This is a genomic window from Clostridium sp. Marseille-Q2269, assembly GCF_943736985.1.
Lineage (GTDB): Bacteria > Bacillota > Clostridia > Clostridiales > Clostridiaceae > Clostridium_F.
This window is the reverse complement of the sequence record NZ_CALSFS010000010.1, coordinates 66,837-84,795: the sequence shown is the minus strand read 5'-3', so window position 1 is coordinate 84,795 and position 17,959 is coordinate 66,837. Positions and strand designations below refer to the sequence as shown.

Genomic DNA, 17,959 nt, shown 5'->3' with positions numbered 1-17,959 from the left:
ATTTACCATAATAAATTAGTGATATTAATGAATTTGAAAACACCTTTTGTTGTAAACTTTTACTAGCATTGATATAATGAAAATCATATAAATGAACAATAAATTTTATAAATTATAACATAAAATTTAAAAATTATAACATAAAATTTAAAAATATACATTACTAACTATTGAGGTGATAACATGAATAAAAAATATGTAGTAGGTGTTGATTTAGGTGGAACAAAGATTTATACAGCACTTGTTGATTTAGAGGGAAATGTAATAAAAGAAAGACATGTTAAAACAGAGGCAAGTAAGGGAGAAAATGAAGTATTACATAAAATAATAGATACTATTGATCATGTTATAGAAGGTATAAATACAGAAGAAATTAGAGCTATAGGAATAGGTTCACCAGGACCATTAGATGTTAAGAGAGGGATAATACTTTCATCTTCAAATTTACCTTTTGAAAATTTTAGCTTGGTTAAACCTATAGAAGAGAAATATAATATTCCAGCATATTTAGATAATGATGCTAATGTAGCTACTTTAGCTGAATTTATGTTTGGTACAGGAAAAGGCACGGAAAATATGATATACATAACTGCTAGTACAGGTATTGGCGGAGGGGCTATAATAAATAATAAAATATATAGAGGACATACAGGAAATGCTTTAGAAATAGGTCACACAACAGTTATGAAGGATGGCCCAGAATGTGGTTGCGGAAATAGAGGATGTGCAGAAAGTTTAGGTTCTGGTACTGGAATAATGAAAAGGGCAAAAGAAGCCTGTAAAAAAAATGGTAAAAGTTCTTTAAATAAATATGACAATTTAACTGCTAAGGAAGTTTTTGAAGAAGCTAAAAATGAAGACAAGATTTCAAAGGAAGTCTTAGAATTCTGTCTATCTTATTTAGGTATAACTGTAGCCAATATAGTAAATACCTTTGATCCAGAAATGGTTGTTATAGGTGGAGGCGTTATAAACGGAGGAGAAATTGTTATAAATACAATAAATAAAGAAGTTAAAGATAGATGTTGGAAGGCTATTAGTGATAGCTGTAAAATAGAAAAAGCAAAGCTTGGAGGAAAAGCAGGAGTATTAGGAGCTGCAGCTTTGGCAATAACTGAAAGTGAAAATTAATGTATTAAAGTTAACATGGTATAGATGATTAATTTATATATTTCCAAAGTTATAAAATTACCATTATTAATAAACTATAGGCATTAGCTATAATAGCTAATGCCTATAGTTTATTTACTTTCAATATTGTTATAAAAGAATTATGTTTTATATAATGGGAAAACCATTGCATAATGAATTTATGAATTGTCCTTTTAATTATCAATTGATGCTAAATATAAGTATAAACAATTTAATAATGTTAATAATTCGTAAGAATTCTTTACTAATATTTTAATATTTATATTTTATACTATTTTTATAGAAAAAAAGAAGGTGCATACAAAATCTATAATTAATCTTAGAAAAAATATTAATAGTTGATAATAATAATATAATAACAAACACTGTTTCTACATATCTTAGAAATGAAGGTTATGATAAAATACAGGTTTCAGATAGTCATAATGCTTTAAAGATTATAAAGGAAGAGTGTGTAGATTTAGTAATATTAGATATAATGATAGATGAATTGAATAGAATTGAACTTTGTAATGAAATAAGAGAAAAATGTAATAAACCTATAATATTTTTATCTACAAAAGAAGGTAAGGTGGTTGATAAAATAATTGGATTATCATCAGAATATACAACTAAGCAATTTACTAGAGAAGAATTTATATTAAGAGTAAGATTGGAAATAAAAAAGCACAGTAAAGTTACCAAAGGCTGCAATTGTGAATCAATAATTAAAATAGGAGACTTGAAGATTGATTCTAATACAAAACAAGTTTTCATAGGTAATAGAAAGATTATTTTCACACAAAAAGAGTTTTGTATTTTAGATCTTTTGGCAAAAAATAAGGGGAGAGTCATGAGTATACCTGAAATTTACAAAGGAGTGTGGAAAGAAAATTTTTTTAAATCGGATAATACTGTAATGGTTCATATATCAAATATAAGGCGAAAGATAGAAACAGATCCAAAAAACTGTATGTATATAAAAACTGTTAGAAGAGTAGGATATAGAATATAAAATTTAAGTATTTTAATTAAAAATAAGAAAGAATAAAAGTCCTAAGTTATACTTTCTTATTTTTTATTTTATATAATTAAAATTTAAAAGGATTTAATATAGGAATTATATTTATCACTGGTATTTCATATGGATGAACTTTTTTTATAGTAGATATTGCATTTTCTAATACGTCTTTATTACAACAAAATTCTATCTTACATTCCTCTGTTTCACATATTTTACCTATTTCACCTTTAAAGGGATCTGATCCTTCTAAAGCTCTCCATGAACCATTAACTTTAGAAATCATCATACAGTTATCATAGTTTCCACCTATGCTAAGAGCCCCTATATGATTTAATTCATTTCTTAATTGGCTTATATATTCTTCTGGTATAAAGGTTTCTATTTTAACAAATTCAAATTCCATTGTTTTATATATTCCTTTCTATATGGATTTATTATTATTATAACCTACATCATAAGTATTAAAATTATTTATTTAATATCAATTAAAAAAACAAGTTTAAATTTGAACATTTAATTTTAAAATGTATTGAGTAAATTTATATCTTTCCTAAAAATTTCATTTCTATTATAGTTAAAAATTACACGTTATAAATAAAAGAACATAAACTATTTATGAAAGGACAAATTCTATAAGAAAGGAGTGTTATTATGGAAAATAAACCTATAGAAATAGAAGGAATTACTTCTCAAGAGGAAATAAGTAAACATAATATACAATATCCCTATAAAGAATTGTGTAAATCTTATACAATAGGTCTTGTAAATAATAATCTAAAAATAGGAGAAATTTTAAAAGTTTTTGTAGAGCCTAAAATAACTGAGTGGCAGTATATATTTACTCAAGAAGAGTATAAAATTTTTATAGAAGGGTCTATAAATATAAGAATATTGTTTTCAGAAAATCCATATGATGACAATATTTATTCTACAGAAGTTAATAAGATCATTTCTGGATTGCTTCCAGTAGATGTTAATTTTGCAGATGATATAAAGCCAATTCTATTTGTTGAAGAAGCATTTATTGCAGCTTTAAACGAAAATAAATTTTCACTATCTTTATTGATTGGTATGGGGACAATTTTAGACACAGAAAATCAATACACAGAAATTATGGAAGATTATGACCAAGGAATTAATTATAATGAGAATGTAGAATATGAAGATATTGAACAAGTACAGTATGAAAATATGGAAGATGTAGAATATGAAGATATTGAACAAGTACAGTATGAAAATATGGAAGATGTAGAATATGAAGATATTGAACAAGTACAGTATGAAAATATGAAAGATGTACAATATGAAGATGTGCAGTCCGTAAATGTAAGAGAGGCCACCATATATGAAGATATACCAGAAACCAATATAGAAGAAGAACATTTATATGAAGAAATAAAAAATATAAATATGGAGCAACAGATTCCATATGAAGAAGTAAATGATGTAAATATAGAAGAGAATACGCCATATAAGGAAATAAGAGATGTAGAAATAAAAGAAGAAGTTCCACATAAAGAAGTAACAGATGAATATATGAATAAAGAAGTTCTAAAGGAAGAAATAACAGATTATAATTTAAAAGAAAAAGAGCAAAATGAAGAAAAAGATATAATTGTAAAAGATGAAGTACAGTATGAAAATGAGGATATAAGGCTAAAACAACAAGTGCCTTACGAGGAAGATAACGATGTATATGTAGAGAAAAAAGTTCCACAGGAAGAAATAAAGAATATTAATGTGGATAAAATAAAACAGGAAAATACAGATGAAATGGAAATGCCCAATATAGAAAAAATAGATTTATCCCATGATTTAAATAATTTAGAATCACAAGAAATAAATTTGGATAACAGTAATTTTAGTGAAATTGATATAGAAAAGTTAAAAGAAAACTCTATAAATATAGATATGGAGTATGATATGAATTTAGGTGAAGATGAGGCTTAACAAATAAAAAAACAAGGGTAACATTTATTAACACCCATTAATATAGTATAGTATAGGACGTTTAATTCATGCAATTTAAATTAGTTAAAGGGGGATAAATGTTATGAGTAAATCTTCAGAAGAAAAGATGGTAAACAAAGAAGCTTTAGATGTAAATACTTTTACTATATCAGAATTCTGTAATGCAGAACAAGGAAGTAATTGTATTCATTTTAAACCTTGTGAAATTTGTAAAAGAACAGTAACAGATCCTATAAATGTGGCTGATACATCAAGACTATTACAAGTAAATGTAGTTTTAAGAAATGTTTGTATTGGAAAGGAATTAACTGTAGGATGTATAATTATAGATGACTCTAATAACGTATTAGCTTTTAGATCTCAAACCTTTACTGTAAGTGGTCACGGTGGATGCGGCTGCTCAGATGAAACTAGTTCACCATGTACAAATGTTAATAGAAGATTTAGCTTTATTCTTCCAACAAGAGACTTATGTTCATCAATGAATGTAAGAGTAAGAATAATTGCTAACTATACTAACCCATGCTAAAATAAATGACTTTAAGTACAGCTTATGGTTTAAAATAATTTATAAAGTAAATTCTAATTAAATACATAATAATGTAACATTATTATGTATTTAATTAAAAAGACACATCTTTTCAAAGCACACCTATTAAATGTAGGTGTGCTTTCGGTTTGAAATTTTTAGATTAGTATAAAATTAAAATCTATAGTATTAGATTTATAAAATTTTTGTTGATTCTATAATTTTTAATATTAAAAATATATGATTTATATAAGATAAAAATTCCTTTGTAAGTATATAAAAAATAAGAGATCATATAATGTAATAGATATTAATAATCATGGAGATAATTATGAACATATTCAAAGTAAAACATTGGAAGGATATAAAACTACTTATATTTATTGTTATAGCAATAGAAAGCTTAGGATTAATATCAGGATTTTTAGGAATGGTTGATAAAAATTTATATACTAAACTTATAAAACCAGCTTTTTCTCCACCAGGATGGGTATTTCCTGTGGTTTGGACCATATTGTATCTACTTATGGCAGTAGCGCTTTATAAAATAATAATAAAAGGAAAACAGGGGGAAGACATAAGTAAAGCACTTGTATATTTTTTTATACAATTAGCATTGAATTTTTTATGGACAATTATATTTTTTAGATTTAGATTATATGGAGTAGCTTTTTTAGAATTGCTATTATTACTTATATTTATTTTATTAACTACCTTTGAATTTTATAAAATTGATAAAGTAGCAGCTTACTTAATGATACCATATATAATATGGGTAAGTTTTGCTGGCATTCTAAATTACTCTATATGGATTCTTAATAGGTAATTAATTTAATAAATATATTTAAAAAGTAATTTATATCATTTTAATAAAATATATATAGATATGATAAGTATCAATATATAAGGCAGGTGAAAATCTGATTATGGATTCAGATTATCTTTGAATGGATTAAGAGTAATGCCTATTTATTTAAATGAAAGATTATTATTAGATATTTATCCTATAGTTATAGATGGATTTATAGAAAGCAAATCTATAAGATGTACCAGAGATAAAAGTGATTTTATAAGATTGCAAAAGGGATGTAAAAATCAATGTTCAGAGGACAATAAGATATCTAATAACGATAAAGATCGTAATAAAGTGGAAGATATTTCAGAAACTACAATAAATGATTTTTCAGGATCATTAGATGATAGGTCTGCTAATAGAAATGAATTGACTATAAAAAAGATATATACTAAGTTTTATTTATTTTATGATTTGAGAAATAATCTTATAAATAGAAATATGTTAAGATATATTACAGAAGATGATATTATTAATAATAATATACAATCCGGAGAATATGTAGAGTTTAATTCTAATACTATGACAGAGTATACTTATAATGAAATAACAAACATATGTAATACTATAAAATGTTATGAGCCATCAGAGTTAAATAAACTACTACAAACTACAGATATGAAAAATAATATTACTAATTACTCTGTAATAGAAAAACAACTGGATATTTTAAAAAAGATTTTTGAATCTAATGATTCTGCTAATGTAGTAACGGATTTCAATAAATGTAGAGCAGTGTTAAATGTAGATAAAAAGTCTTTTTGTTGTAAAAATGTATATGATAATTCAAATTTCCCTTGTACAGTATTAGGAAAAGTTTTAAGGTGTGTGAGTAATGAGAAAAGTATATGCTTAATGGATAAAACAGGTATGGATGATTATTATATGGATTTTATAAATAATTTAAATCCATACTTAGATATACTTAGAAATAACAATATAGCTATACCTAAAAATATAATAACGGAAATAAATGCACCTGCTATACAAATAATTCCTATAGGTATATATGTTTAATATAAATAAAATAATATATATTAAAAGGCCGTTGATAAGTATATTTTATCTAGGGCCTTTTAAATATATACTGAAGGGGTTATTGTAGTTTTATTTAATATATAGAATCTATTAACAATTTTATGTTAACATCCACTCTATGGAGGATTTTGTTTAAACCTACATAAAAATTTTAAAATCTACATAGTTAAATTAAAGAAGTTCTATGAAAAGACTTTTCCCAATCTTTTGCGAAATTATCAACACTCCAATCAGTCATAGGATGGTGAAGCATTTTATCAAAAATATCTTTATTTACAGTAACACAGTGAACTCCAATTTTACTTAGATCATTAACTTGTTGTACATTTTTAAATGAAGCTGCTAATATTTTGGTAGATAGTTTATATTTTTTTAACATATCCATTAAAGAGGATACCACTTCTATACCATTACCACTTATATTATCAATTCTATTTACATAGGGAGCTATATAATCAGCACCAGCTACAGATGCCATCAATCCTTGTTGAGCTGTAAAAATTGCTGTAGCAGTTATTTTATAGTCTTTAGACTTAAGATATTTGATAGCCTTTATCCCTTCTTTAGTAACGGGAATTTTTATATATAAGTTTCCATCAATATTTTCTTTTAAATATTTGGCATCTTTAATAATGCCTTCATAAGAAGTGGAGACTACTTGGGCATGTAACGGTGTTTCTTCTCCTATGATGCTACTAATTTCTTTTAATAATTCTATAGGATTTTTATTTTCTTTTGAAAGAATAGTTGGATTTGTGGTGACACCATGAAGTGGATAAAACTCCATAGCATCTTTTATTTCATTAATATTTGCAGTGTCTATCATGTATATCATAATAAAACCTCCTAAAGTGCTTTTTCTGTTCTTGATATTATATCTTCTTGAGTAGTTTTATCTAAAGTTACAAATTGGGTACAGTAGCCTGCCACTCTAACAATTATATCTCTATATTTATGTGGGTTTTGTTGTGCTGCCTTTAAAGTTTCAGCATCTATAATATTAAATTGTATATGCCAACATTTCATTGCTACAAAGGATTTTATAAGACTTATAAATTTTAAAAATTCATCTTCTCCTATTAATAAATTAGGAGAGAACTTCATGTTTAATAGTTGTCCACCTGTCATTAATATAGTAGGCAATTTACTTATAGATTTCAAAACTGCTGTAGGGCCTTGAGTATCAGAACCTTGAGATGGAGATGCTCCCTCCGATGCTGGAGTCCATGCAGATCTCCCATCAGGTGTTGCAGCTGTAACACATCCCATAGGAACATTTGATGATATTCCAGAGGTTGAAAGTCCATAAATACCTCCAATAGGACCTCTTTTATATCGTGTGTTGGTATATTTATTTATTTCTTGTATATAGGTTTCATAAATTTTCTTAGCCATAATATCTACATCTTCTATATCGTTTCCGTATTTTGAGGCAGAGCTTAATATTTTTTTTATCTTAGCACCTTTGGTACCAGCAAAGTTGCTTTTTAATGCGTTCATAACTTCTTTTTGAGAAATAAGTTTTTTATTAAAAACTAGTTCTTTTAAAGCAAATAATGAATTTGATGCATTTGCTAAGCCTACCTGTAGGCCAGATACTATATCATATATGGCACCACCTTCTTTTACAGGTTTTCCTCTTCCTATACAATCCCTTACTAAAGATGAACAGAATATGTCAGGAAATTCTTCTAAGTTTGTATCTGCAATTTTATCTAGTACCACAGTAAGCTTAGTGTAATAAGATATATTTTTTTCCCAAGAACACCATAGATCTTCAAAAGTATTAAAATCTAATAAAGTACCATTCCCTTTAAATAAAGTTTTATGTGTTCTTTCATCATATCCATCATTTAAAACTAATTCTATAGCTTTAAGCATATTTAAAAATGACATACCAGTGCATCTATAGCCCCATTTCCCTGGAACAGCTACTTCAACACAACCAACCATAGCATAATTGTATGCATCTTTATAATTCACTCCTTTGTTTAGTAGAGAGGATATTATTATTTCATCTGTATGGAGAGCAGGCATACCAAAACCTGTTTTTATAACTTCTGCACATTCTCTTATAAATCTTTCACTGCTATTTTCAAAAAGTCTTGCAGAAAGATTTGGCTGAGTTAACTTCATTTCACCAACAGATTGCAATATTAAATAACTCAAATCATTAGTGCAGTCATATCCGAATTCATTAGAACCACCTATAGTTACATTTTGATAGGTAGGGTAACCAGCACCGTAACCTGCATGAGAGGTTGGACGTATTTTTAATATGGAAAATAATTTTATCCATAAACATTCTAATAGTTCTTTAGCAAAATTATTTTGTAATTTACCAGATTCAATATCTTTTTTGTAGTAAGGATATAAATATTGATCCATACGACCTAGAGAAGCTGAATGTCCGTTACTCTCTATTTGTATTACTAAATGTATAAACCAAACCATTTGAATAGCTTCATAAAAGTTTTAGGAGGGTTCTTAGGAACAGTTTCACATATATTAGATATCAAAAGTAATTCATTTTTTCTAATACTATCTTTAGTATTAGAAGCTAGTTTTTTTGCTAGTTTACTATATCTTAATGCAAAATTTATAATAGATTTATTTACAATTATAGTAGATTCTAAAAAAGCTATTTTTTTAAAGGAGTTATTTTCACATATATCAATATTTTTTAAAGCATGTTCTGCTTCTTTAATAATACCATTAAGTCCTAGCTTTAGAGCTTTTTCAAAATCTGGAATTATATGACCATCTCCAGAAGTCATGTTTCCTTCTCCATGTATTATTTTTACATTGATAGCGTCTTCTATTTCTTTTGGCATTATAGCATAGCATTTATCTTTTAAAGTCTTTCCTTTCCAATATTGTATTATTTCAAGAAGTTCATCTATTTTGTTTTCTTCTAAGTAAAAGTTATCACCTTCTCGTTTGTTAAAATTACCTTTTTCCTTTAATTCATCTTCTATCCATTGCACTGCATATTCAGGAAAGATTGGTGCAGTTCTTTCGTTACAGCTTTGATTTCCAACTATTAATTCTCCATCTTTAATATAGATACTCATATTTTCTAAAGTTTTTTCAAGAGCTTTGGCTCTTTTAATGTATATAGGTTTATCTTCATTTTCTTTATAGGACTGTGTAAAATATTTAGCTCTTTCAATACAAACAGAAGGGGTTTTGTTTAATATATTTTCTCTTAATTTTTTTATTCTTTCACTTTTAATAATATAATTTTTCATATATTTAACCTCCAACAACACATTTAATATTATTTTTTTCTATAATTGTTTTAAACCTATCAACTTTATCGTTATCAGGAGATCTTAGTTCTTGAAGAGAATATTCTTTGTTTAATTGATTGTATTTTTCTTTACCTAGAGAGTGATAGGGTAAAATATGAATTTCTTTAATATTATTTTTTAAAGCTAATTCTATAATTTTTTCTATATTTTTATAAGTATCATTTATACCAGGTATTAGGGGAATTATTAAAATAATATTTTTGTGAATTTTGCTAAGTTGCTCTAAATTTTTAAGTATTAAAGAATTATCCACACCTACAAATTTTTTATGAATTTCATTGTCTGTGCTTTTAATATCAAACATTATTAAATCAGAAAATTGTGATAACGTTGAAAGTATGTCAAAGCTCCCAAATCCACTAGTTTCTAATGCTGTATTTATATAATTATTTTTGCATTTTTTAGTAAGGTTAAAGCAAAATTTCCGCTAGTTAATATTTCACCACCAGATAGGGTTACACCTCCACCAGATTTGTTATAAAAAATTTCATCTTTCATAATTTCTTTGAATACTTCTTCTACATCCATTTCTTTTGCAACTAAATTTAAAGCATTCATAGGACATATGTCTGTACATTTACCACAATTAATGCATTTAGATTTATCAATATATATTGAGCCATACTTGATAGAAATGGCATTTTTCGTACAAACATTTACACAACTTCCACAACTCACACAGTTTTTGTTATTATAATATAGTTCATTTTCTTTTTTTTGAGTTTCAGGATTACTGCACCAAGCACATTTTAAAGGGCAGCCTTTAAAAAAAACTACAGTTCTAATTCCAGGTCCATCATGGGTAGCATATTTTTCTATATTACAAATGAGGGTTTTTTCCATAGCACTACTCCTTATAGTTTTGTTTATTACTATTTTATATCATTTATTATTATTTAATTATATTGTAGTAGTATTTGTATTTGTTGTCAAGAAAATTTATTATTATTCTGTTTTGTTTATTATCAATTTAGGTTATAATATATAAATATAATATATAAATTTAAAAATATGATATAGTGATAAACTAAATTTTATTTTTATTGTAAAGTCTTTAGTTAAATACAAGAATTGTAAAAGTATAATATTAAACAATATAGGAGATATAAAATGTTTGCAGAGGAAAGATTAGAAAAAATAATAGATATAATTAATAAAGAAGGTAAAGTTTTAGTAAAAGATCTTAGTGAAATGTTTAATGTGTCTGAGGGAATGATACGTAAAGATCTTCAGAAATTAGAGAAACAAGGAGACTTAAAAAGAACATATGGAGGGGCAATTGCTAATGGTAATCTTAAAAAGAGTATAAATATTAATACTAGAATATATAAAAATATTGAGAATAAACAAGTGGTTGCTAAAAAAGCTTTTGATTTAATAGAGGAAAAGGATATTATATTTTTAGACATATCTAGTATTAATTTTTTGTTAGCTCAGTTCATTGCCGAGGGAAATAAGAGAATAACTTTAGTAACTAATATGTGTTCTATACCTATCTTGTTTGGTGAAGATTCTAATTGCAATTTAATTGTAATAGGGGGTGTGTATAATAAGGAGCTAGGTGGAAATGTTGGAGCAGAAACTATTAATACTTTAAAAAAATATACATTTAATAAAGCTTTTATAGGAAGTTCTAGTGTGAAATTAGAAAATGGAACTGTTTGTAATTTTGATTTAGAAGAAGGAAATACTAAGGAAGCTATAATATCTCAAAGTAATGAATCATATATACTAATGGAGCAGGAAAAGTTTTATTATGAAGGTATATACGCATTTTCAACTTTACAATGTATTAAGGGCATAATTACAGATAAAGCTCCAAGTGAAGATATATTAAAAGTTTTAAAAGAGTATGAGGTTAAATTATATTAATATCACAATATGCTTTATGAAAAAATTCAAAACTAAGTGTAGAATTCCAGAAGTTATTATAGGTTAGATTTTTAGTTTAATACTTAACTGAAAATTCAGTTAAAAAGACTGTTGATAAAATATTTTTATCAACAGTCTCCGTACAGGAAAAATATCCTGACTGTATTAATAACTTATGGTTACGCCCAAAAGGTCACGCCCATAAGAGATTAATTAATTTTATTATTTTAAATAAGCTAATATTACTGTCAGTTGATCTAGCCTTGGTTTAACGTGCAAAGTATGATTCTATAGTCTAATTTAACTAGCACAACAAGTTAATTTAGACTATTTTATAAAATTAGTCTATGAATTTATAGATCATTTTTGCCACTCCGTTATTATAATTAGTATCTGTAACTAATCTACACATGGACTTAATGCGGTCATCTGCATTGCCCATAGCTACACTATATTTTACTTTTTCAAACATAGACACATCATTATAGTTATCACCAAAAGCCATGGTGTCCTCTAGGGATATATTTAAAATTGATGCTAATCTTTCAAGTGAAGCTCCTTTTGAGGTATGTTTATTTACCATTTCAAAATTATGATCTCCAGAGGAGAATACTGAAAATTTATTTAAATTTTTCAAGTAATCCATAGAGGATTTTCTTTTATCCTCGTCAAATGAAAAGGCTAATATATTGGAAAAATCAGCATCTTTATCTAATATTTCTTTATAATTGTTTACAGAAACTAATCCCAATTGAACAAATTGTCTTTCTAAAGATTGTTGGAGTTTCTCCATTTTAAAATATCTAGGGTTAGTACTAATTAATTTATCTACTTCTATTTTTAATATATCTTTACCATTAAAGGGAGTATAGATAGTTTTATCTGTAGATACTTCATAATAAAAGTTATTAAGGTCTAGCCAGTGTAATATTTCCTTTACATGGTTTTTATCTATACATAGAGAATATAGCTTTGTATTATGTTTATTATGAATAGAAGCACCGTTATTACTAATTATATGTGTACATATATTGGCTTTTTCACATATAGAAGAAGCATCAAAATGAGATCTCCCTGTAGAAAGTGTGACTTCTATTCCGTTACTTTGAGCATACTTAATTGCTTCTGCATTTTCTTTACTTATGACATTATCATTATTTAATAATGTACCATCTAGATCTAATGCTATTAACTTCATTATTGTCCACCCTAACCTTTCTCATTTACTGATATGATATCTATGTTGTTTTTTTCAAATATCTTAGTTAAATTTTCATTAGGTAATTTATCTGTAACTATTAAATCAATATCACATAAATCACATACTTTAAAAAAACCATTAGTACCAAATTTGCTGTGGTCTACTAGAACTATAGTTTCATTAGATTGTTCAATCATTCTTTTCATAACAAAAGCATCTTCTGCGTCAGCCACTGTTACACCATTTTCTGACATTCCAAGAGCACCGATGAATGCTTTATCAGCAAAATAATTGGAAAGCATAGTTATGGTATTGGAACCATATAAAAATTTATGTTGGTTATCTAGTATTCCTCCTAATAAATGAATATCTACATCAGGTTTTCCTGATAATATATCAGCCAAATTTATTGAATTTGTTATAATAGAGCAATTATCAACTTCAAGCATTTCTGCGAAAATTTGTACTGTAGTTGATGTATCCATTATTATTTTGTCACCATTTTTTATTAGAGAAGTGGCGAGTTTTGCTATAAGCTTTTTTTCTTTAGAACAAGAATGAAGTCTATCTTTATAATTTTTTATTTTATCCTTTACATTTGGTAGTATAGCTCCACCATGAGTTCTAAGAATTAAACCGTTTTTTTCAAGGTTTACTAAATCACGCCGTGCAGTATCTCTTGAAACATTACACATTTTGCATATTTCATCTACTCTTATACGTTTATTTATTTTTAAATGATCAAGTATTTTATCCATTCGTTCTTCTTGATACAATTTCTTAATCCTCCATAATAAAACTTTATAAATTAATTATAAGCATTTATAAGGAATTAATCAAGTTAATTTAAGCATATTTAAGTAATTATAATTTGTTTGTAATTATAATGACTATATTCTAAGGAATGTTAATGGTTATATTAAAAAATGAATTTAATAATGAATCCAATTGAGTAAATTAATATAAAGTATAAATAAGTAATATTAAAAACATAAACATAACATAGGGTATTTGGAGAAGATTTTATATAATTGGAATAGTAGAACAATAAAATTTTATATTAAAATATAAAATTAAAGTAATAAATACACTATTGAATAGAATTATTCAATAGTGTATTTATGTGAAAAATAATTTAAGTTTTAATATACAAAACTATTTTATTGTAAATGAGTAATTACCAGAGTTACCAGAGTATTTATATACACATAGATAATATTTACCAGGAGTTACATGAGATTTTCCTATTATGGTATTACCTGATTTTGAACCATAAGCAATATAATTGTTTAAGTTTGATTCACTATAAAGAGTCCAAGTTAATCCTAAATTATTTAAATTATTTAGCTTTATATCTAAATCCTTAGCTTCACTTACATCAAATGAATAAGTATCTTGAACATCATTTGCGCTTAATCCCCCTAATACAGGAGCATCAAGAACAATTTTATTTGCAGACTTGAAAGAATCATTGTTTTCTTTTTCATGGATATCATTTTTAAGTGGAGCATTATCAATATTACCATCTATATTTAATTTATAGTTGATTTTATTTGTAGAATTTTTATATGCTACTATATAATATCTTCCAGGTTTATCTACTTTGAAACTTCCAGAAAGCTTATTACCTTCTTTTTTAGTAGGATATGCAATATATTTACTTGTATTATCACTACTATAAGCAAGCCAATTAAATGTATTAGAGTTATTATCAGTATTTTCCATAGTTACATTTATGGTTCCAGCAGCTAAGGCATCAAAGTAATAAGTGTCATTAGCATCATTACTATCTAACAAAGCTTTTACTGATTGATTTTTACAAACTCTATTAGCTTTATCAAAATAATTATTATCTTCTTTTTCTGATATAACTATCTTATCTTTATCTGCATCGGTATTGTCATCTTTGTTGTTATTGTCAGTATCTTTATCACCTGCTGCAGAGGCTGATATGGCACCGTCTATATTAAATTTATAATCAGCTTTTTCTCCATCAGAGACATAAACTACTAAATAATATTTACCAGGCTTATCTATTTTTAAAGTATCAGAAAGCTGATTTCCTATTTGTTTCTTAGGGAAAGTAATATAGTTTGATTTATCTTCATCACTATATAAAAGCCAAGTTACTTTTCCGTTATCTTTATTATTTTTTTCTAGAGTTATAGTTATGTCTGAAGGTTTAGTAACATTAAATGTGAAAGTATCTCTGCTATCTTTAGAACTAACAGAACCATTTACTAAATCTTTAGAATAAACTGGGTTAGCCATTTGAAAATCATTGTTGTCTTCTTTTTCTGACTTTGCATTTCCTTTTAAAACTTTATTTATAGTTATATTTGAAGTTTTTTCTGCTTTTAGACCTTTATCATCTGTAATAGTAAGTTTTACTGCATAAGTTCCCCCATTTTTATAAACATGAACAGGATTTTTTTCACTACTAGTAGAACCATCTCCAAAATCCCAACTATAAGAAACTATTTTACCGTCATCTTTTGAACCTTCACTAGAAAATTTAATTTCCTCATCTGCATTACATGTCTTAGGGAAGTCAACTTTAATTGTTGGTTGTTCATTAAAGTTTTTATTATGAGATAGTAATCCATGGAAAACAACATCATATTCAACTTGATTATTTGAATTTACTCTAGGGTTTGAGAAATAAGCAGTAACTGTTTTATATGCACCCCATCCTGATTTATCAAGTTTATTTAAAGATTCATTAATCTTATTGTTCATGTCATTCCAATTATTAACTTCACCTTTGTTTGAAGCTAGTGTGTAAGTTCCATTTAGAGTGTAAGTATCAAAGTATTGAGAACTTTCCTTAGTTATTTTTGAATTTGTTAAATTTATAGTTTTTTCAATATCAGATTTTACTTCATCTAAACTTTTGCTATCATATTTTTTCATATAATCATCAGATACTAAAGGTATTGAGTAATTCTCTTGATTATCAACTAATTTTTGCATATGATCTTGGTAGCTTTGGTTAACTTGAGGATCGCTACTTAATTTCTGTATTATAGATTCATAACCTTTAACATCATTATTTTTCATAGTAGTTACTAAATCACTGAAAAGTTTTTTGTTGTTATTATACATATAATCTGAGAAAGTATAGCCATATGTATAAAAAGTCCATCCATCGTCATATTTTGAATGTAATGTTTTATTTGCAGTAAATCTTTCTTGAGCAGTTCTACCTATTCCACCTACCATTGATTTTCTAGGTTGTACAGAAGTTCTAGTTGAACCTGCAAAGAATTCTGCAGAACCTTCTTCAAACCATGTAATTCTTGAATTATTTCCTTTGTAAAAATCACCTCTGCCAAATAAGCCTGGTACTAGATAACGACCTTGTAAGTAATGAGTAAATTCATGACGGAAAAGTTCTTCTAAGCTATATATACTTTCTTCAGGAGTTCTTTCGTAAGTAAAGAAAGTACCATCACCTTCAATATACATTCCACCATTGTCTACACCATATCCGTATAAAGTTCTATTAAGTTTATATTCCTTTGGACTATTGTATATTACCATAGTTAAAACATCATCTGCATTACCTTTTTCTAAAGGTTTATCATTGCCTATTACTCTATGAAATTGAGATTTTACTTCTTTAGATGCCCAATAAAGTCTTTGAACTTTTGATTCATCTACTTTATCTCCAGTTTTTATGATCATTTTTCCATTATCGAAACTATAAGTTTTAGGTAGATAATGCTTTTTACCATCTTCAATTAATTTGTCAATATCTATAGGGTTTCCTTTTGAATCTTTACTGTTAAAATCTGTTTTTAATCTTTCTACTGCCACATAGTATGAGTCACTATAAGCAGGAAGTGTTTGAAGGCATTTATCTAATATTGCATGAGGAACGGATGAATTAGTGTGATATGGAGCAAATTTACTAGTATAGTAAATACCATTGTTTACAATCCAAGCATTGTCTTCTGTAATATTAGATATAAGTGCAAATTTTGAGACAGCATTTATAAAAGTATCTATTTTATTATTCCAAGGAGTATTTTTACCGTCTCTAATATTATGTTCGTATGTATATTGTGATATATCGTATTCTACTTGTTTCATAATATTATAAACACCATCGGCTTTTATTTTATCCTTTGGATAAGTGCTCATTTCTCTATAATATTGTTCTAAAATAGGAGTGGCTTTGTTAACTAATTCAGCATTACAAGAAGCATTACCAATAAGTTTAGCTAAAGCATTAATTACTGTATCTTGACCTTTTTCACCTAGTTTAAAGTTTGGATTATTTTCTATAGCAAGCATTGCAGGTATACATTTATCATGCAGTGCTCTATCATTTAAATATTTTAAAGAATCATTATTATAACCTAAGTAAAATGCAGATCTTAAAATTTCAACTAATGTATCAATTCCTTTATCATCCGTACTAGTATAGGTTTGAGCCTTTTCATATAGACCATCTATTAATGCTTGTACACGTTCTTTATTTGAATAAAAAGCATAAGTATCTCCGTTATACTCAAAAAGGTCAGAAATATCATTCCATTTTATTTTAGAAGTTAGATCTAAAATTTCTCTAGTACTCATCCTGTTTAAATCATTAAAGGAATATTTTTTTGTATTAGCCTTAGCATAATTTAAACCTAAAGGCTTAGATTGAGTAGTAGGAATTCTCTCAGGATTATTACTGTTTGTTGAAATATTAGCTTTATTAGTATTAGTAATAGGTTTAGGGGATGCATATACTCTAGCTGCAAAACTTCCACTTATCATACAAGTCATTGCTAATGAGCACAGCATTTTAATAAATTTTCTTTTCATTATTTACACCTCACAAAATAAATGTTATTTGTATTACCTTAATATTTAATAAAAAGTTTAATTTTATTAATAAAAATATTAAAGTAGTAATATATTATTTATTATACATATATTTGGTTAAAATGCAAATTAATTTATTTAAGGTAAAAATAAATAATTATATGAAATAATGTTTATAATTAAAAATTATTTAACATAACTTAAATTT

At 26.4% G+C, this 17,959-nt stretch carries 15 protein-coding genes and 1 pseudogene; 7 read left to right on the top strand and 9 right to left on the bottom strand.

Features of this window, described 5'->3' with window-relative positions:
• The first annotated feature begins 183 nt into the window (after window positions 1–183).
• Window positions 184–1,131 carry an ROK family protein gene (locus NGI68_RS12050; protein WP_251861721.1) on the top strand — a complete coding sequence of 316 codons (948 nt, stop codon included), beginning with the start codon at window positions 184–186 and terminating at the stop codon, window positions 1,129–1,131.
• Window positions 1,132–1,468: 337 nt separating this feature from the next.
• On the top strand, window positions 1,469–2,146 hold the full coding sequence (locus NGI68_RS12045) for a response regulator transcription factor (protein ID WP_353505398.1): 678 nt from the start codon (window positions 1,469–1,471) through the stop codon (window positions 2,144–2,146).
• Window positions 2,147–2,222: 76 nt separating this feature from the next.
• Here NGI68_RS12045 and cutA read toward each other — a convergent pair whose 3' ends face one another.
• Complete coding sequence (cutA, locus tag NGI68_RS12040) at window positions 2,223–2,558, bottom strand: divalent cation tolerance protein CutA (RefSeq protein ID WP_251861720.1); 336 nt, start codon at window positions 2,556–2,558, stop codon at window positions 2,223–2,225.
• A 248-nt stretch (window positions 2,559–2,806) separates the two neighbouring features.
• Here cutA and NGI68_RS12035 point away from each other — a divergent pair, with 248 nt between their 5' ends.
• The 4 genes from NGI68_RS12035 to NGI68_RS12020 all read left to right on the top strand — a co-directional run bounded on the left by NGI68_RS12035 (window position 2,807) and on the right by NGI68_RS12020 (window position 6,525).
• Window positions 2,807–4,105, top strand: coding sequence for an RNA polymerase subunit sigma (locus tag NGI68_RS12035; protein WP_251861719.1), 1,299 nt, complete (start codon window positions 2,807–2,809; stop codon window positions 4,103–4,105).
• Between the two features lie 103 nt (window positions 4,106–4,208).
• Window positions 4,209–4,655, top strand: a complete 447-nt coding sequence (gene csxB, locus NGI68_RS12030; RefSeq protein ID WP_251861718.1) for an exosporium protein CsxB — start codon at window positions 4,209–4,211, stop codon at window positions 4,653–4,655.
• Between the two features lie 328 nt (window positions 4,656–4,983).
• Window positions 4,984–5,481 carry a TspO/MBR family protein gene (locus NGI68_RS12025; RefSeq protein WP_502799392.1) on the top strand — a complete coding sequence of 166 codons (498 nt, stop codon included), beginning with the start codon at window positions 4,984–4,986 and terminating at the stop codon, window positions 5,479–5,481.
• A gap of 117 nt (window positions 5,482–5,598) precedes the next feature.
• Window positions 5,599–6,525: a DUF6414 family protein gene (locus NGI68_RS12020; RefSeq protein WP_251861716.1), complete on the top strand. Its 927-nt coding sequence runs from the start codon at window positions 5,599–5,601 to the stop codon at window positions 6,523–6,525.
• Between the two features lie 187 nt (window positions 6,526–6,712).
• Here the strand turns inward: NGI68_RS12020 and NGI68_RS12015 are convergent, their stop codons facing one another.
• The 5 genes and pseudogenes from NGI68_RS12015 to NGI68_RS17130 form a co-directional block, all read right to left on the bottom strand.
• Window positions 6,713–7,381: a fructose-6-phosphate aldolase gene (locus tag NGI68_RS12015; RefSeq protein WP_251861715.1), complete on the bottom strand. Its 669-nt coding sequence runs from the start codon at window positions 7,379–7,381 to the stop codon at window positions 6,713–6,715.
• A gap of 11 nt (window positions 7,382–7,392) precedes the next feature.
• Window positions 7,393–7,815, bottom strand: a complete 423-nt coding sequence (locus NGI68_RS12010) for a glycine radical domain-containing protein (protein ID WP_251861794.1) — start codon at window positions 7,813–7,815, stop codon at window positions 7,393–7,395.
• Window positions 7,816–7,869: 54 nt separating this feature from the next.
• Window positions 7,870–9,797, bottom strand: a pseudogene (locus NGI68_RS12005) (formate C-acetyltransferase/glycerol dehydratase family glycyl radical enzyme); the annotation flags it as partial.
• Window positions 9,798–9,801: 4 nt separating this feature from the next.
• Window positions 9,802–10,200 (bottom strand): radical SAM protein, encoded by a 399-nt coding sequence (locus tag NGI68_RS17135; RefSeq protein ID WP_353505397.1) that lies wholly within the window; start codon window positions 10,198–10,200, stop codon window positions 9,802–9,804.
• 38 nt (window positions 10,201–10,238) lie between these two features.
• Window positions 10,239–10,703, bottom strand: coding sequence for a glycyl-radical enzyme activating protein (locus tag NGI68_RS17130; protein ID WP_353505391.1), 465 nt, complete (start codon window positions 10,701–10,703; stop codon window positions 10,239–10,241).
• A gap of 267 nt (window positions 10,704–10,970) precedes the next feature.
• Here NGI68_RS17130 and NGI68_RS11995 point away from each other — a divergent pair, with 267 nt between their 5' ends.
• Window positions 10,971–11,732, top strand: coding sequence for a DeoR/GlpR family DNA-binding transcription regulator (locus NGI68_RS11995; protein ID WP_251861714.1), 762 nt, complete (start codon window positions 10,971–10,973; stop codon window positions 11,730–11,732).
• A gap of 340 nt (window positions 11,733–12,072) precedes the next feature.
• Here NGI68_RS11995 and NGI68_RS11990 read toward each other — a convergent pair whose 3' ends face one another.
• From NGI68_RS11990 to NGI68_RS11980, 3 genes are all read right to left on the bottom strand, one after another.
• Window positions 12,073–12,930, bottom strand: coding sequence for a Cof-type HAD-IIB family hydrolase (locus NGI68_RS11990; RefSeq protein ID WP_251861713.1), 858 nt, complete (start codon window positions 12,928–12,930; stop codon window positions 12,073–12,075).
• An 11-nt stretch (window positions 12,931–12,941) separates the two neighbouring features.
• Window positions 12,942–13,709, bottom strand: coding sequence for a DeoR/GlpR family DNA-binding transcription regulator (locus NGI68_RS11985; RefSeq protein WP_251861712.1), 768 nt, complete (start codon window positions 13,707–13,709; stop codon window positions 12,942–12,944).
• A gap of 379 nt (window positions 13,710–14,088) precedes the next feature.
• Complete coding sequence (locus NGI68_RS11980; protein ID WP_251861711.1) at window positions 14,089–17,751, bottom strand: collagenase; 3,663 nt, start codon at window positions 17,749–17,751, stop codon at window positions 14,089–14,091.
• Window positions 17,752–17,959: the final 208 nt, after the last annotated feature.